Below are 16,211 nucleotides of genomic sequence, written 5' to 3'. Positions count from 1 at the left end.
GAGAAGATGCAAGGGTGATGCAAGGGTGATGCAAGGGTTTTAAGAGATTCTAGCAGATTTAAGTGCATTTGGGAAGCTCTCAATCAAGCTAAAAGCCCTTTCCTGTAAGGTTTTTACCATTATTCAGCAAACCCTAATTAGGGTTTGCAGCAAAAAGTACGGGCGAAGCATTCGGATAGAAAATCTACGGTTTCACCGATAGGTTATTGCCCGAATGCTTCGCCCGTACTTATTCAGCAAACCCTAACTAAGGCGGAAACCTTAATGGCGGCGATTTTGGTGATTTTCATTACTACGTCTCCATGCGTAGACAAAAATCAGGTCTTTTCGCGATGGATAATTGTAGTCATTTCTGTCACACCTTTGACTAATATAACACATCAGATCGCAATCTGTCCAAAAGAATTAGACTTTTGGCTTCAAATAAACAAGTCGGTTAGTCCAATCCTGCTTTCCTTGCAGTTCCCACAAGGCTAAAAGCGAACGGATCAAAAGACCGAAATTGCTAGGGGGAATAGACTCATAATCGATAAAAATAACGCCGCTATGACTTTTCCAAGCTTCTCCCCATTCCCACAAAAGCGGGGGAATACTGTTCTGGTCGTAGGTTACTAGAGTTAATCGGGCTTCCGCCGCCGCTTTTAAGACGATTTCATCCGAATAGCCCAAATATCTACCTTTTTGCCAAGTTATTAGGGGAAAAATCGAGATTTCTGGACGTTTATAACTAATTTGTTCGGCAACCGTCGGAAAAATATGTTCATCCAATAAAAAAGATAGCATTTTAGCTATTCCCCGCTCAAATCAGCAGAAACCGTCATTGTTTCCAATTGCGGTAAGAGCCGCTTTATCGTCGTTTCATTCATCGCTTGAGCATCGGAAATCGCAGTTTGGACTTCGGACCGATAGGCTTCGGCATAGAGCAGGGCAGAGCGTACCCATTCCAGGGGTCGATGAAAATGTGCCGCCGTTTTTTCTTCATCTAGTCCGTAGCTTTGAGCGATTTGAATTACTTCCCACAGAGCCAAACTGGAGTTTTTTAGGTAGGGCTGCCGCCCCAAAGGAGAATGGCGAAATTCAATATAGGGGAACTCGCTTTCTCGGAGGGATTCCTCGATTAAAATCGCGCTGGTTTCGCTGGGGGTTTTTCCTAATCGGCGGGCTAACCTTTTCAGTCTTTCTGCTGTGTGGTCGGGCAGTCTGGTGCTAACAACTTGGGACATCAATTTTTTTAACTTTTAATTACACTGTAAACAGTGTAACTCAACTCATTCTGCCAATGCCATTAAAGAATTGACCGTTCACCGAAAAATTAGGACTAATACTAAATCCGTTGAGTACAGGCTAGTTATGAGGAGAGGCAAAAGGCAAAAGGGGGAATAAATAATCAGTTTTTAATAACCAGATTTAGTACAAGGTAGTGGCGCGGAGAAAAACCTTTTCTTTGAGTATTACCATAAGCTAAATTTATGTTGTTGTGACAATCTATAAGCATCTGAGGGGGTAAGACAATCGCTAAAATCCTTATTCTCTCGTTGACCCCCTCGGATGCCCTTGTACTTCTTTTGTCTATTGCCTATTCTGATATGTAGCCTATACTTAACGGATTTAGTATGACCAACTGGTTGAGAGGTTAAACCATCTCAAAAGCTGAGAGCAAACATCTTGATCTGTATTTTCTCAACCAGTCAAATCAAGCAAAAATCCTAATAATAATTACCGACTTTGCGATGGTGAACAGCCGTTAAACTATCAGGTTTAGAAACGCGACCATCGGTGACTTTATTGTAAACAATCCAGTGGTCAGCACATTCCATGCGACTAGCGACCTCACATTCTAAATAAGCGAGAGCATCGGCTAAAATTGGGGAACCATTATTAGCGGTGCGAGTATTGACTCCTGCAAAACGATCTTCCCCTGGTCCGAAACGTTTTAAAAAGTGTTTCATCAGGGTTTGATAATTGCCTTCTTCCAGAATATTTAAAATGAATTGATCCCCCACTTGCATTAAAGACTCGATCGCCCGATCTTTGGCCACAGCAACAGTAAAACCGGGAGGATCAAAACTTGCTTGCGTCACCCAAGAAGCAACCATTGCACCGCTTCTATCTCCTTTCTTGGTGGTAATAATATATAAACCACCGCTAATCCGTCCGATGGCTTTATCAAGGTCAGTATCGAGGGATTTTCTTTGTTTAACTTTTACCTCTTGGGTTAATAGTTGTCCCATGTCTGTACCCGCTTCTTCACAGCGTTGATAGAGACTCTCGTTAGGAGTTTCTGCGCTACGAATGGGATCAAAAGCTTTGGTTAAACCAACTTCACGAAACTTATTAAATAGAGGTAAAATTGATTCATCATCATCCCCTTTAGATTCAAACATTCCGAGGTATTGTTTGGGGTTAACCGAGGCGAGAATTGTGCCTAGATTTCCCGTAATTTCTTGGGCATTAATACCAGAAACCGGGGGAGTACCGATGACGATTCCCACCGCAGAAGAAGCTAATTCTTTTACCTCCTGGGGATCGGCGGATTTCAGGTCTAAAGTTTCTACAGCCAAACCAGTTTTAGTAATACCTTTGGCAATCGATTGACAGAGGCGATCACTATAACCATAATCGGAAATATAGAAAACAGCGACGGTTTTTTCTGCCTTAGTTTGTGCTTGACTCCAATCACGATAATGGGTCAATAATTCAGTAACATTATGTTTTAATACTGGTCCATGACCATTAGCCACGAGATTAATATTACCTAGTGGTTCCATCCGTTTCATCGCCGCTAGTACCGAACGAGCATTAGGAGCCATTAAACATTCATAATAGAAGCGATAATCTGGTTCAATAGCACTTAATTGCTCATCGTAAAGATCATCGGAACAATAGTGCATTCCGAAGGCATCACAGGTAAATAAAATTCCCGAACCGTGATCGTAGGTAAAAATAGTATCGGGCCAGTGTAAATTAGGAGCGTTAACAAATTCGAGAATGTGACCATTGCCTAGGTCTAACTGATCGCCATTTTTGACCAGTTGACGTTGAAAGGGATGATGAACTAAATTCTCTAAAAACTGAATTGCCACTTTCGACCCAACGACGGTAATATTGGGAGCGAGTTGCAGCAGATCTCTGACTAAACCACTGTGATCAGGTTCGGTATGACTGATAATTAAATAATCGATTTCTTGGGGGTTAATTAATCCGTTGAGACTATCAAAATATAGTTGACGGAATTTTTCGTGAGAGGTATCCACAAGGGCGATTTTTTCCCCACGAATCAGATAGGAGTTATAAGTCGTACCGTTTTGTAATCCGAATTCAATATCGAAGCGATCGCGATCCCAATCGAGGGAACGAATAGCGGTGATGTCTGCGGTGAGATCGGCCACCTGCACAGTGAGACGTTTTGTTTTGACTGGTGTAGCAACCATCGAACTCCTCCTTATTGTTAAGTTTTTTATACTTTGTCTCTATTGTGCCACGAGGAAATAAGGTATGGGAATTTATTTTCCCATAATTACTGATAACAGTTATCTTAATGGTCAGGGAGGAGTCGATCGTCGATTTGAGCAGAAACGCTCTCTAGGTATCTGTAGGAGGAAATGGGTGTTATACATTCCAGTCAAGGTGAACTACTTCCTATGTCACGGGGGATTGCCTCAAAACCGACTTACACCCAGTTTTTGGTCTTACATCCCCGACCTAGGCAGTATCTCCAGTTCCTATTTGGTATAAAGTTAGGATTGTAAATAAGACGGAAAAAATGCTTTTACAATCGGGAAACTTCCGTTTAAAAGGAAAAAAAGCTCTACTAAATCAAGCAGAGATACCGGTCATAACGGTAATGGATGTAACGGAAACTCCCAGGGAACGCCCCAAAAAGAAACAGAAAAATTTTTTTGGTGGTAAAAGAAGTTATCATACTTTAAAATCTCAATTAGTAGCTGATAAAAATACCGAGGAAATTATCTGTGTCTGTTGTGGGAAAGCTAGAGGTCACGATTTTAGTTTATTTTAAAAAATTCGAGTTCGGTTTCATCCTTTAACTCCCAGCAGAGAAGACAATGATTATCAGGGAATAGATGCATGCCATAGTAATAGTTATACACCGAAAAAGAAACCGAAAAATAGAAAATTAACAGAGTTATAAAAGGAGTATAACAATGCTTTAGCCAAAGAAAGGATTATCATTTAACCTATAAATAGGAAACTCAAAATCTTGAAAATATTATCGCGTAAATATCGGAATTGTCGTCGAAGATATAGTTTAAAAGTTAACTTTTTGACGACTATTTATAACTATGAGTTAGGAATAGTTATAGCAACTTCTTAAAAGTTGCCAAACATTAATCCAGTCAAGGATAATTTATTCTCAATAATAAAAATTGAGATGGTTTCTGCAGCTTAAATAAAGAGGTTTTGATAACCAAATTAAAGCATATATAAAGAGTTTTGAGTTAAAAGTAAAACTTCAGGTTTTCATTCAGAAAAAATGCACTAATTGGCTAATTTTCCCAAAAAATTAGTTAGCCTACCATCATAACATATAATTAATTTGCAAGAGTTCTAATGCACAGCAAAGGAGAGGATTAAGCCTCCATCACTACTACCGAATCACCACCTGAAAATAATCCCTAGCCATCTCCACTAAACCCTCCCTCATAGCTGACTAGCACAGTAAACCGCCCCCATCAGTCCCACTTGAGCATTAAGAACGATATAAACGGGAATATTGCTTAATAGCTCCGTCATGCGACCTTTAGCCCGAAAAGCCTTCATAAAGCTACCCTCGGTCATTAGGGGAAGATTTTTGGCCGCAATCCCTCCCGCGATGTATAATCCTCCGTAGGGAAGCAACTTCAGGGCTAAATTGCCCGCTTCCGCACCGTAGGCCTCGACAAAGATTTTCATGGTTTGATAACAGAGATGATCCGAGTTATCTTGGGCAAAACTGGCGATTTCAGCCGCTAAATCCACGTTTTTTTGCGGTTTATCCATTTCTGCTAACCAAGTGCGGTAAATTTCCGCCATGGCCGGTGATGACTGACTATAGTTACTATCGTGGAGAAATCGATAGATAGAAGTGATTCCAGGACCAGAAACCACTCGCTCGACCGAAATTCGCTCGATATTATAGAGTTCCAAGAGATAATTTAATAGTTGATATTCTAAACTCGATCGAGGGGCAAAATCAGCGTGGGATCCCTCAGTAGCAAAGACCCGATATTTACCCTTCGAGATAGGAATCAAAAAACCCTCTCCTAACCCCGTTCCCGCACCGATAACCGCAATCGGGGCCTCTGGTACTGCTGGGGCCGACTGTAGATTGTGCAGCTCCTCTGGGGCTAATCCTAACACCCCATAACCGATCGCCGCAAAATCATTAATCAATTTTACTCGCTCAATCTGCAGCTCACGGCTTAGGCGATCGCCAGTTAGAGACCAACTTAAATTAGTCAATTCGGAACTATTGTTAACCACCGGACCTGCAATACCGAAACAAGCTTTTGTCACTGGGGGAATAGTAGCCTGTCGGGCCAAAAACTGCCGGACGATCGGCACCAGATCGGGGTATTGTTCACTGGGATAAATTTCTTGATCGAGAGTAGTTAGCAGGGGTTGGGGACTATCCGATGAGTTTTGGCAATCCACTAAACGCAGGATTGTTTTAGTTCCCCCGATATCTCCCCCTAAAAGAATCGTCATGCTGGTTTTTCCCTGAGTTTGTCCCCATAATTATAGTTTTTTACCCTTTCTATCAGGCAAATTTAAAGGCCACCAATTCTATACTATAGTGAAAGATGGTAATGCCTAAGCCCTAATTAAGGATTGATTAATCATCGCTCCCGGGTTGGAATGGGGATTGGCTAGAGGACAGAAAGAGGGAGAAATCAGCTTGGGTGTAGAACTTCGCAGTTACGTTTATCTTGACAATTTACAGCTTCAACACGCCGCTTACATCGGTACAGTCGCCCAAGGATTTTTACCCTTACCCGGGGATGCTTCCCTCTGGATTGAAATTTCCCCCGGCATCGAGATTAATCGCATCACCGATATTGCCCTCAAATCCGCCGTGGTTCGTCCGGGGGTTCTATTCGTAGAACGACTCTACGGACTCTTAGAACTCCATTCTAGCAGTCAGGGAGAGGTCAGGGCGGCCGGTCAGGCAATTTTGCAGTATTTAGGCGTTAGTCAGCGCGATTGTCTGAAACCGCAAATTGTCTCTAGCCAAATTATTCGCAACATTGACGCTTACCAAGCCCAATTAATTAACCGTAGTTCTCGGGGTATGATGTTAATGGCGGGACAGACTTTATACGTTCTAGAAGTGCAACCGGCCGCCTACGCTTCCCTGGCCGCTAATCAGGCCGAAAAAGCTGCTTTAATTAATATCCTACACGTTACTTCCGTGGGCAGTTTTGGCCGCTTATATTTAGGTGGAGAAGAACGAGATATTATGGCTGGTTCCAGGGCGGCAGTTTCAGCTTTAGAAAATATTCAAGGTCGAGCTTTTCCGGGTAGCGACAAAAAAGAATAAGCTAATAAAGGCCGGAGGCAAAAGGCAAGAGGTGTTTAGATATGTATAATTAGGGCTTGCTGAATAAATGTGAAATGTAGGCAACGTAAGAGTTTTATGGCTTTTCTCGCGAAACAGGTGCAAGATTTTGAGAGAATCGTCGTTAAAAACCTTGCGTCTTCATCAGCCCGAGTCCTGTAGGGGCGAAGCATTTGGGCATAACCTATCGGTGAAATCGTATATTTTCTATCCGAATGCTTCGCCCGTACTTTTTGCCGCAAGCCCTAATTAATTGTGTCTAGCTACTTACTAAATCCCGTTTAAAAGGTATAGGATAGTGGGGAGTGGGAAGAAGGGAAAGAAAGTTTGAGCATTTGTACTAAATAGCTAAAAAAGGAATTTCGCCCTATTGAGGAGATTCAAAAATTAGTTCGCCATTATTCATTTTTTCAACGACTAAATGGCGATAGAGTGTCACTTGCCGGAGGATTTGGTCGGGATTATTTTTCTTATTAGAAAACATGATTGTTTTAATCGATTCAAATTCTATTCTTGTGATCACACCATCTTTGATCGCTCGTTCAATTGTAACTCGTAAATATTCTAATTCTTGGCTTTCCTCTGGAGTAATTTCTAGACTGTTAGGATGTTCTATTTTCATGATCGATTGTTTTTACCGGCTAACTGATAACTAGATAATCACGGCTATTTTTTCACACTTTCACAATCGGTGGAGAGAGAGTTTCCTTCGGGTTAGAAACGGCAAGATTGTTATTATTTTGGCCGTTATTTTGCGGCAATTGTCCCGAGGCTAAATTCTGCCCCTCTCCCGTAATCAAACGAGCACCACGACCGCGGGTAAAATAATTCCAACCCCATTGCACCATCACCACTAATTTATTATCAAATTCGATCAGATAGTAAATATGGGCCCAAACCCAGACTAACCAAGCGATGAACCCAGAAAACTTGACAAATCCCAAATCAACCACGGCCGCATTTTGGCCGATCACTGCCAGACTACCTCGATCGATATAATGAAAAGGTTTAATACTTTGCCCTTTTAGGCGAGAAATTAATAAATTCGCCAGATATTCGCCCTCCTGCATGGCCACGGGGGCAATTCCGGGTAAAGGTTTATCTCCCTGATGGGCAAAATTAGCCAGATCCCCGATCACAAAAATATTGCCATAACCGGCGATACTTAAATCGGGTTCGACAATTACCCGGCCGACGCGATCGAGATTTACCCCGGTTCTTTCGGCCAAAATTCGCCCCATTCTCGATGCTTTTACCCCCGCTGCCCATAAAATTGTCTCGGCCGCGATTTCTGTGGTTTTTTCTCCCTGACGGACGGTGACACAACCTTCAACAATATTGGTAACGATGCTGTTAGTTTGCACTGTCACCCCTAATTTTGTGAGAGAAGCGGCAGCTTTAGCGGATAAATCGGGTGAATATGGGGGTAATACCCGCTCCATCCCTTCTAAAAGCAAAATTTTCGCTTCTGTGGGGTTAATCTGGTGAAAATCAGACCTAAGCGCACCGTGGGCAATTTCAGCGATCGCTCCTGCTAATTCTACCCCCGTCGGTCCACCACCGACAATCACAAAAGTTAATAAAGCTTGCCGCTTTTCGGCATCGATTTCTTTCTCGGCCTTCTCGAAAGCAAGATAGATGCGACGACGCATTTCTACTGCATCTTCAATGGTTTTTAACCCTGGAGCGTAGGGCTGCCATTGATCATTGCCAAAATAGTGATGACTGACTCCCGTGGCAATAACTAATTGATCGTAGGCGATCGGTGGGTGATCTTCCAAGATCACTTCTCCCTTAACTGGATCTATATCTATGGCATGATCGAGGAGAATATCTGTATTGTCATGACCCCGTAGGATTAAGCGCAAAGGTGAGGAGATATCGGCCGGAGATAGCGCCCCAGTAGCGACTTGATAGAGGAGGGGCTGAAAAAGATGGAAATTTCGCTTATCGATGAGGGTAACATGAACGGGGGCGTTTTTTAGGGCTTTGGCCGTGTATAAACCCGCAAATCCGCCGCCTATGATAACAACTCTTGGCTGTTTTTCAGTCATTGCTTAACAATAATTCATAAATTTCTCCCTAGTGTAGTCCGGATTGTCACAATTTAGCGGTGACAAGCGTTACCGAAAACAGCCGTCTTTAACCTAGAAAAAAATATAGATACTGGCTTTTTTGACCAACCAAGAGGGCAAAACTAAGGAAGTACAGGGAATCTCCCCAGAATTTGACCTATATATGCTCGAAAAACTTGAAAAGACCGCTACGCCGTTTTACCTAAGTTTATGACCTGGGTTAACCAGGTGGGAACTTATATTCCGCGTTTCTGTTTCCGAGTACAAGCTCGGTTTACTACCACACGGATTGGTTACTTGCTCCCTTATCACAATCAAGCATAGATCAAAAAACTTGAAAGGCAGTCACCAACGTAGAAGCCTGATTTGGTTTTATCGTAGCATTTTTTTTTCTCAGAGGCAAGAGGAGAATTATGAATTATGAATTGGGGTGTGGGGTGTGGGGTGTGGGGTGTGGGGAAACTGTCTTATCACCCTATCATCCCAAAACCCTGTCTCCTGTCTCCTGAATACTGACTCCTAACTCCTAACACCCAACACCTGATCTTGTTGGCTCTGTGAAAGTCTGGGACTACAATAGGGAAAAGTGACAATTTTTGCCAGAGTGATTACCGAGGACTAATAAAGAATGACGGCTATCCTAGGGAAACCTGCCACGCTTAACACTCCGATTCTGCACCGTCTTGCTAATGGTTTAACGATTATTGCCGAAAGTCAACCGGTAGAAGCGGTTAATCTCAATGTTTGGCTGCAGGTCGGCTCGGCCTTAGAATCGGATCAGATCAATGGGATGGCTCATTTTCTTGAACACATGGTTTTTAAGGGAACCCGTAACTTAGACAGTGGTGAATTTGAACGGGCGATCGAATCGAGGGGAGCGGTGACTAATGCCGCTACTAGCCAAGAATACACCCATTATTACATTACCACTGCCCCGCAGGACTTCGCCCATCTGGCTCCGCTGCAGCTAGAAGTGGTTTTAGAAGCTTTAATTCCCGATGAAGCTTTTGAACGGGAAAGACAGGTTATTTTAGAAGAAATTCGTCGTTCTCAGGATAATCCCCGTCGTCGCACTTTTTATCGCACCATGGAGACTTGTTTTCAAGTTTTACCCTATCGTCGTCCGGTGTTGGGTCCGATGGCAGTGATTGAAAATCTTACTCCTCAACAAATGCGCGATTTTCATCGGACTTGGTATCGTCCCGAATGGATGACGGTGGCGGTGGTGGGTAATTTGCCTGTAGATGATTTAATGGCTATTGTGAGGGATTCTTTAGATACTTTAGGCAGTAAGGGCAATTCTGGGTTGATTTCTCATCCTATCGCTAATCTACAGCCTGAAGCTCCCTTTAACGAGATTATCCGTCAAGAATACGAGGATGAAAATTTGCAGCAGGCCCGCTTAATCCTATTTTGGAAAGTGCCGGGGTTGAGAGACTTAGAAAAAACCTATCCTCTCGATGTTTTAGCGGCTATTCTCGGTCAGGGCAAGGTATCGCGATTATTTCAGTCTCTGCGTCAAGAAAAGGCCTTAGTTTCCCAAATAACTGCCAGTAATATGTCCCAAGCAGTGCAAGGGGTGTTTTCCGTGTCGGCCCAATTAGCCTCGGAAAATATCGAGCAAGTGGAGAGAGAGGTGGTAGCACAGATTGGACAAATTCAACAGGAAGCTGTGACAGTTTCTGAACTGGAACGAGTTAAAACCCAAGTGGCCAATCGGTTTATTTTTAGCAATGAAAGACCGAGCGATCGGGCTAACCTTTACGGTTATTATCATACTCAGATCGGTGATTTACAACCAGCTTTTTGTTATCCCCAACACATTGAAGCCCTCACTTTAGAGGATATTCAAAATGCCTGTCAAGAGTATTTAAATCCCCACGCTTACGGTGTGGTGGTGGTGAGACCAATTCAGTAATCAGTAATCAGTAATCAGTGAACAGTAATCAGTAAACAGTGAACAGGGATAAAGATGAAGATAAATAAATAAATCAATAACTAATTAACTTAAAACTTACATCTGATAACTTACATCTGATAACTGATAACTTAAAACTTACAACTGATAACTGATAACTGATAACTGATAACTGATAAACCATGTGGACTCAAATTGCTCGACATATTACCCAAACCACGGAAAAACCTTTTGAAATCGAGAAAAGTCGTCCCGTTAGTGGTGGCTGTATCAATCAGGGTTATGCCGTTAGTGGCAATGGTTTAATTTATTTCGTTAAGATTAACCAAGCGAACCAAGAGGCCATGTTTGCAGCCGAAGCTTTAGGATTAAAGCAAATTCACGCCACCAAGACTATCAGGGTTCCAGAGCCAATTTGTTGGGGAATTGCCGAGAAATCTAGTTATTTAGTGCTAGAGTGGCTAGAATTCGGCGGTGGCAATAGTCAAAGCTGGGAAAAAATGGGGCGAAATTTAGCTCATTTACATCAAGTTTCTTTATCCGATCGCTTTGGTTGGCATTGTAATAATACCATTGGTTCTACTCCCCAGATTAATACCATTAGTAACAATTGGGCGGATTTTTTCGCTCATCAGCGTATTGGCTATCAATTAAGACTTGCAAAGGAGCGCGGCGGCAATTTTCCCGACGAGGATCAAGTTATTCCCGCTATTAGCGAGATTTTGAGTCAGCATCAACCCCATCCCTCCCTCGTCCACGGTGATTTGTGGTCGGGAAATGCGGCAATTACCGTCGATGGGGAACCAGTAATTTTAGACCCGGCCACCTATTGGGGAGACCGGGAGGTAGATTTAGCCATGACGGAACTTTTTGGCGGTTTTCCGGCGGCTTTTTATCGGGGTTATAACGATGTTTTCCCCCTCGATGCTGGCTATCAAAAGCGCAAAACTCTTTACAATCTCTACCATATTCTCAACCACTTTAATTTATTTGGTGGTGGTTATGCTTCCCAGGTCAATCGGATGTTACAGGAAATTCTTTAAGGGTTTTACTTGTGAATATTTACCGAGGATAAATTATGTCTATTCGAGAAAATACTGTGATTAAAACTCCAGAGACAAAAGTATGGACTGATGCAGAGTTTATGGCGTTACCTGACGATGGCAATTGTTACGAATTGGCCAAGGGAGAGTTAATTAATCTGGGCAATTCTGGGGCTTTACACGGTTATATTGCCATTATTTTAAGTGCTGCTTTATTCGCTTTAGTAACATCTCGAAAACTAGGGGTATTATTGGACTCCAGCACTGCTTTTACTATGAAAAATGGTAATAAACGCTCTCCTGATATAGCTTTTTTTGCTAAGGAACGTCTGCAAGGATTGGAAGAATTGCCGACGGTTTTTTTAGAAGGTGGTCCCGATTTAGTGGTAGAAATTCTCTCTCCAGGGAATACAGTGGCAGAAATCGAGGACAAAATTGCTGAATATTTTGCCAATGGGACTCTTGACATCTCCCCGCTTTAAAAAGACGGGGATTCTAATCGGTGAATAGAAGCGGGTTGAAACCGCGCTTCTATTCGATTACGATATATTTTAGAAAGGCTATCCAATTTATATCGTTGTGGCACTGTCAAAGATGCCCTACCCACCTTATCTAGAGAAACCCCTAGCTGTGTGGCTACTTTTTTAATGATATTGGCCGCACCGTTGCAATCAGCATTAATTAATTGACCACTAAAAGCTTTAAACAAACCTCTTTTAATTCTTTTACCTGATGACTGCCACCCTTCGGGTTTCTCACCGAATTTAGGTAGCGAATCACCATCTAAAAAAGAAGCCTTTGAGGTGTAGCTTTCCTCAGTCTCAACGAATTTAATCCCGTACTTTTCACACAATTGACAAATGCGATTTTTAAGCTTCGCTGTGGGAATACTAACAAATTCCTGATTAACTTTCTTTCCTAACTCAATCGAGTCTTTTTGTCGCTGATTCCATCCAAAAACGACAGTAGAAATGTCATTGCCGAGACACCAATTGATAATAAAACGAGCAGCTTTATTGGTAGCGTCTCTCATCTGTCGGTTACGCCTTTCGGTTATTTTAGCTAATTCATCATCCCAGTAACCCTGCGGCTTACCAGTCTTAATTTGAGCAACTCGCTTGTTATACCATTGATTTTGAGATTTAACCTTTTTTCCGTCAAAGATAAAAGACTTTCCCGTGTTAGAAACGCAGGTTAACCAGTTACCCAATCCGTGATCTATTCCTAGTACATTGTTGTTAGGCTTAACTTTCTCTTGATCGGGTTGCTTATAAACACACTCAAGATAAAAACTAAGATTTCTAGGAACGATCCGAAACTCTTTAATGTCTTCAAACCTCAAATTAGACGGCATTGGCAGATAAAAACTATCAATCCCGAACCAAGCTTTTACCTGATCCCCCAACGAAAACCTTAACCCTTTTTTGGTTAACTTCACATATCTTGCCGTATAGGTTACTACTGCCATCCCCCCTTTCTTTCGATATTTAGGTGGTCTAGGCTTATTAGGTAATTGCCCCTTATTCCAAAGACCTAAAAGCCCTTTATAGGAAGAAAAAGATTCAGCAACATCATGTAGCAATTGTTGAGCGCAACATGATCGCATGGCTCGAAAATGAGGGTTATTTTTCAACTGAGAATCAAGGTCATATTTACCGATATATCGCCCTACCTTAAAAAGCATTTGCCGACAATAATAAATACCACAATTAGCCAGCTTGTTAGCTTCTTCACAGACAAACTCTAAGACAGCCCTTATCTCGCTGTCTGTATGGATGAGAACTTGTTGAACTCCGTACACCTTGACTTACCTCCTGTATATGGGATATGTTGTAAATACACTATTTGTCAAGGGTAGATGGAAGATTATAGAAGAAATCCTCATTCGGTAACACTACTTAACTATCACTTTGTCTGGTGTCCAAAACGGAGAAAAGCGGTATTAAAAGGGGACATTAAGTTAAGAGCGCAGTCGATTATTTTTGACCTGTCCAAAGAAAATAACTGGAGGTTGGTCGCAACGCGCTCGCTACGCGAGAACGCGCTCGCTACGCGAGAACGCATTAGAAATAATGCCAGATCATATTCATTTATTTTTGGAATCAGACCCTAGTTATTCCCCGACCACAATAATTAAAAGAATCAAAGGGAGACTATCTCATCACTTAAGAAAAGAATTTCCAGAATTGTTAAAACTACCCACTCTGTGGACTCCTAGCTATTTCTGCTCAACTGCTGGCAACGCTTCTACGGAAACTATTAAAAAATACATTGAGAATCAAACTAATAAATGATACAGGGGGATAAATCCCCTTGTTCGCTCGACTACCATCCGTTAAAACGGATGGCTAACCCTCACTCACGATTTCTCTGGTTTTAGTTTATCGTTCTGGGTACGAACCGCAGGGATTATTAACATCAGGAGATTTTCTGGAGGGGGAAGATGTGGTTCCGGGGTTCACTTTTCCCGTGGCCGATTTGTTTCAAAAACTATCTTTTTGACTCTTTCTTCTCAACAAATCGGCTAATAAATCGGCACTATCACTAATAGCTAGATGAGAAGCTTGTTGAGCCATGGCGGCCAATTTTTCGGGATTAGACCATAAATCGAGGACTAATTCGCTTAAAAACTGAGCAGTTAACTCATTTTGACGGTAAAGATAAGCGGCTTGAGCTTCCGCGAAAACTTTGGCATTATAGAACTGATGGTCTTCGGCAGCAAAAGGATAGGGAATTAAAATCGAAGGCGTACAAGTGATCGCTAATTCTGTTAAAGTGCCGGCACCGGAGCGACTGATAGCCAGATTAGCTCTTTGCCATAATCCCGCCATATTGTCGTAAAAAGGCCGGGAAAAATAGTTAGAATGGCGCAAACTATCCGCTTCGGGGTCGTTTTCTCCCGTGAGATGCACGATATAAATGCCTTTTTCTAACCATTGGGGAGCGCTTTGCCGGACAATTTGATTAAGAGCCACGGCCCCTTGAGAACCACCGGCAACGACAATTAAAAAAGCATCCTCTGGAATCGGTAAATCTAGGGACTGGGGAATGAGAAACTGCTCCCGTACAGGCGTACTAACCCAAGTAGTGCGAGTGCCGGGTAAATAGCTGGCGGTTCCCTGAAAACCGAGGGCAACCGTATCGCACCAGCGACCGAGAACTTTCGTGACTTTGCCCGGTATGTAGTTAGATTCGTGTAGGATGACGGGAATATTGGCTAAACGAGCCGCTAAAATGGTCGGGCCTGCAATATAACCCCCGGTGGTAAAAACTGCCGCTATCTGACGTTTTTTGATTAAATTACGCACTTGCCAAATGGCCCGCAGTTGACCGAACAGAATCTTGAGAGTTTTTAACCCGAAACGGGTTTGAAATCCCTCAATCGGGATGCTGTGCAGGGGATAGGTTTTTGGAACTAAGGACTGTTCCAGACGGTCTGGAACTCCTAACCATTCAATCTCGTAATCCGGCAAACGCTCGGCCAGGGCCAAAGCGGGAAATAAATGACCACCAGTACCACTAGCGGCAATCAGGAGACGGGTTGGAGTGCGTGCCATAATTCGAGAGAGGGTAAATTCAGCCCTAGAATGAAATAATCTACCATAGTTATTGATCGATCCTTACACAAACTATCACTAATGCGTAACTTGAACACGATTCCCAATAAATTTTTTCGTCAATCCCTCAATTTTTCCCTATCGTTGCTGTTAGGTTTGGGGTTAACTTTGACCCTTGCCACCGGTCTGCGGGCCGAAAAGCCAGAAACTGCTCCGGCTAATTTAAAAACCCTTATCTCCAAAATCGAAACGGCCGCTAATGAGCGGGATCTCAAGCAATTGATGGAGTTTTATAGTCCGAAATTTACTAATTCCGATGGTTTGACCTACGAAAAAACTCAAAAAGCTTTAACTCATTTTTGGGAACGTTATAACAATCTACAATACACCACGACTCTCGAATCTTGGAGTCGTTCCGGGGACAAGTTAACGGCCAATACAATTACTAAAATTACTGGGACGGGAAAGGTGCAGGGACGAGTGGTGGGAATGAATGCCACGATTCGTTCTCGTCAACAATTTCAAGGTAATAAACTGGTTTATCAGGAGATTTTAAGCGAGAGAGTTGAGTTAAATACTGGCAAAAATCCCCCCAGTATTCAAGTGAGAATTCCCGAAAGGGTGAAAGTGGGTGAAGAATTTGATTTTGATGTGATTGTTCGCGAACCTTTAGGGGATGATTTATTGGCTGGAGCGGCGATCGATGAGAAAGTAGATATTGAGCGCTATATTAATACAAATCCCCTAGAATTGGAATTATTACAGTCCGGCGGTTTATTTAAGCGGGTAAAAGCGCCGGCAACACCAGAAAATCGTTGGTTATCGGCGATTTTAATTCAAGGAGATGGGATTGTTGTCGTTACTCAACGGGTTAAGGTAGAAAAATAAATTTTATCTGGCGGCTTTTTTGGCATTCCCCCTCTAGGGGACTTCCAAAAAATAAACTATTCATTCTCAAGAATAATAATCATTCTCGGAGTGTGGGAGGTAGGGATCGATGGTTGCCCCCTCCTTCCAATTTTGTAGTAGAATTAATCCTGTACATTATTAATCAAGTTTTTC

Annotated in this window: 12 protein-coding genes, 1 other RNA gene and 4 pseudogenes; 8 read left to right on the top strand and 9 right to left on the bottom strand. The window is 42.5% G+C overall.

The features are described 5' to 3' along the window. Positions 1-405: 405 nt before the first annotated feature. From O9323_RS16075 to O9323_RS16065, 3 genes are all read right to left on the bottom strand, one after another. Positions 406-783: a hypothetical protein gene (locus O9323_RS16075; protein ID WP_149107628.1), complete on the bottom strand. Its 378-nt coding sequence runs from the start codon at positions 781-783 to the stop codon at positions 406-408. 5 nt (positions 784-788) lie between these two features. Then, positions 789-1,223 carry a ribbon-helix-helix domain-containing protein gene (locus O9323_RS16070; RefSeq protein WP_002753696.1) on the bottom strand — a complete coding sequence of 145 codons (435 nt, stop codon included), beginning with the start codon at positions 1,221-1,223 and terminating at the stop codon, positions 789-791. 483 nt (positions 1,224-1,706) lie between these two features. Beyond that, a complete protein-coding gene (locus tag O9323_RS16065) occupies positions 1,707-3,431 on the bottom strand; it encodes a diflavin flavoprotein (RefSeq protein WP_288125421.1) in 1,725 nt (574 codons plus the stop codon). 308 nt (positions 3,432-3,739) lie between these two features. Between O9323_RS16065 and O9323_RS16060 the strand changes: the two are divergent. Next, positions 3,740-4,333, top strand: a pseudogene (locus O9323_RS16060) (transposase family protein); the annotation flags it as partial. Between the two features lie 326 nt (positions 4,334-4,659). Here O9323_RS16060 and O9323_RS16055 read toward each other — a convergent pair. Then, positions 4,660-5,706, bottom strand: a complete 1,047-nt coding sequence (locus O9323_RS16055; RefSeq protein WP_288125420.1) for a glucokinase — start codon at positions 5,704-5,706, stop codon at positions 4,660-4,662. Positions 5,707-5,896: 190 nt separating this feature from the next. Here O9323_RS16055 and ccmP point away from each other — a divergent pair, with 190 nt between their 5' ends. Continuing rightward, the gene (ccmP, locus tag O9323_RS16050; protein WP_002734433.1) at positions 5,897-6,538 is read left to right on the top strand and encodes a beta-carboxysome protein CcmP; all 642 of its coding nucleotides are present in this window, start codon (positions 5,897-5,899) and stop codon (positions 6,536-6,538) included. Positions 6,539-6,923: 385 nt separating this feature from the next. On the opposite strand, the gene O9323_RS16045 is transcribed toward ccmP, so the two are convergent. The 3 genes from O9323_RS16045 to ssrS all read right to left on the bottom strand — a co-directional run bounded on the left by O9323_RS16045 (position 6,924) and on the right by ssrS (position 8,997). Then, complete coding sequence (locus tag O9323_RS16045) at positions 6,924-7,178, bottom strand: hypothetical protein (RefSeq protein WP_002731866.1); 255 nt, start codon at positions 7,176-7,178, stop codon at positions 6,924-6,926. Between the two features lie 52 nt (positions 7,179-7,230). Beyond that, positions 7,231-8,610 (bottom strand): NAD(P)/FAD-dependent oxidoreductase, encoded by a 1,380-nt coding sequence (locus O9323_RS16040; protein WP_002753689.1) that lies wholly within the window; start codon positions 8,608-8,610, stop codon positions 7,231-7,233. A 199-nt stretch (positions 8,611-8,809) separates the two neighbouring features. Further along, a non-coding RNA gene (gene ssrS / locus O9323_RS16035) (6S RNA) lies at positions 8,810-8,997 on the bottom strand. Between the two features lie 262 nt (positions 8,998-9,259). On the opposite strand from ssrS, the gene O9323_RS16030 reads away from it, so the two are divergent. The 3 genes and pseudogenes from O9323_RS16030 to O9323_RS16020 all read left to right on the top strand — a co-directional run. Next, a complete protein-coding gene (locus O9323_RS16030; RefSeq protein ID WP_002753688.1) occupies positions 9,260-10,549 on the top strand; it encodes a M16 family metallopeptidase in 1,290 nt (429 codons plus the stop codon). A 182-nt stretch (positions 10,550-10,731) separates the two neighbouring features. After that, the gene (locus O9323_RS16025; protein WP_149107625.1) at positions 10,732-11,592 is read left to right on the top strand and encodes a fructosamine kinase family protein; all 861 of its coding nucleotides are present in this window, start codon (positions 10,732-10,734) and stop codon (positions 11,590-11,592) included. 35 nt (positions 11,593-11,627) lie between these two features. After that, positions 11,628-12,053: pseudogene (locus O9323_RS16020) on the top strand (Uma2 family endonuclease); the annotation flags it as partial. A gap of 17 nt (positions 12,054-12,070) precedes the next feature. Here the strand turns inward: O9323_RS16020 and O9323_RS16015 are convergent. Next, the gene (locus tag O9323_RS16015) at positions 12,071-13,393 is read right to left on the bottom strand and encodes an RNA-guided endonuclease InsQ/TnpB family protein (RefSeq protein ID WP_130758045.1); all 1,323 of its coding nucleotides are present in this window, start codon (positions 13,391-13,393) and stop codon (positions 12,071-12,073) included. Between the two features lie 57 nt (positions 13,394-13,450). On the opposite strand from O9323_RS16015, the pseudogene tnpA reads away from it, so the two are divergent. Next, positions 13,451-13,886, top strand: a pseudogene (tnpA, locus tag O9323_RS16010) (IS200/IS605 family transposase). Positions 13,887-13,965: 79 nt separating this feature from the next. Then, positions 13,966-14,094: pseudogene (locus tag O9323_RS22930) on the top strand (Uma2 family endonuclease); the annotation flags it as partial. On the opposite strand, the gene murG reads toward O9323_RS22930, so the two are convergent. Then, entirely contained in the window at positions 14,076-15,149 is a 1,074-nt protein-coding gene (gene murG / locus O9323_RS16005; RefSeq protein WP_002753683.1) for an undecaprenyldiphospho-muramoylpentapeptide beta-N-acetylglucosaminyltransferase, read from the bottom strand. The pseudogene O9323_RS22930 and the gene murG overlap by 19 nt on opposite strands. Positions 15,150-15,230: 81 nt before the next feature. Between murG and O9323_RS16000 the strand changes: the two genes are divergently transcribed. Continuing rightward, positions 15,231-16,037: a DUF8623 domain-containing protein gene (locus O9323_RS16000; RefSeq protein ID WP_002734171.1), complete on the top strand. Its 807-nt coding sequence runs from the start codon at positions 15,231-15,233 to the stop codon at positions 16,035-16,037. Positions 16,038-16,211 lie beyond the last annotated feature (174 nt).

The sequence above is a fragment of the Microcystis sp. LE19-131.1A genome (assembly GCF_027532015.1).
In the GTDB taxonomy this organism is placed as follows: Bacteria; Cyanobacteriota; Cyanobacteriia; order Cyanobacteriales; family Microcystaceae; genus Microcystis; species Microcystis ichthyoblabe_A.
Note: the sequence above shows the minus strand (reverse complement) of the source record. Positions and strands in the feature narration are given on the sequence as shown.

Bases quoted from the DNA above. Each gene is read 5' to 3' on its own strand.
- O9323_RS16075 (WP_149107628.1), bottom strand. From the start codon at position 783: ATGCTATCTTTTTTATTGGATGAACATATTTTTCCGACGGTTGCCGAA.
- O9323_RS16070 (WP_002753696.1), bottom strand. From the start codon at position 1,223: ATGTCCCAAGTTGTTAGCACCAGACTGCCCGACCACACAGCAGAAAGA.
- O9323_RS16065 (WP_288125421.1), bottom strand. From the start codon at position 3,431: ATGGTTGCTACACCAGTCAAAACAAAACGTCTCACTGTGCAGGTGGCC.
- O9323_RS16055 (WP_288125420.1), bottom strand. From the start codon at position 5,706: ATGACGATTCTTTTAGGGGGAGATATCGGGGGAACTAAAACAATCCTG.
- O9323_RS16045 (WP_002731866.1), bottom strand. From the start codon at position 7,178: ATGAAAATAGAACATCCTAACAGTCTAGAAATTACTCCAGAGGAAAGC.
- O9323_RS16040 (WP_002753689.1), bottom strand. From the start codon at position 8,610: ATGACTGAAAAACAGCCAAGAGTTGTTATCATAGGCGGCGGATTTGCG.
- O9323_RS16030 (WP_002753688.1), top strand. From the start codon at position 9,260: ATGACGGCTATCCTAGGGAAACCTGCCACGCTTAACACTCCGATTCTG.
- O9323_RS16025 (WP_149107625.1), top strand. From the start codon at position 10,732: ATGTGGACTCAAATTGCTCGACATATTACCCAAACCACGGAAAAACCT.
- murG (WP_002753683.1), bottom strand. From the start codon at position 15,149: ATGGCACGCACTCCAACCCGTCTCCTGATTGCCGCTAGTGGTACTGGT.
- O9323_RS16000 (WP_002734171.1), top strand. From the start codon at position 15,231: ATGCGTAACTTGAACACGATTCCCAATAAATTTTTTCGTCAATCCCTC.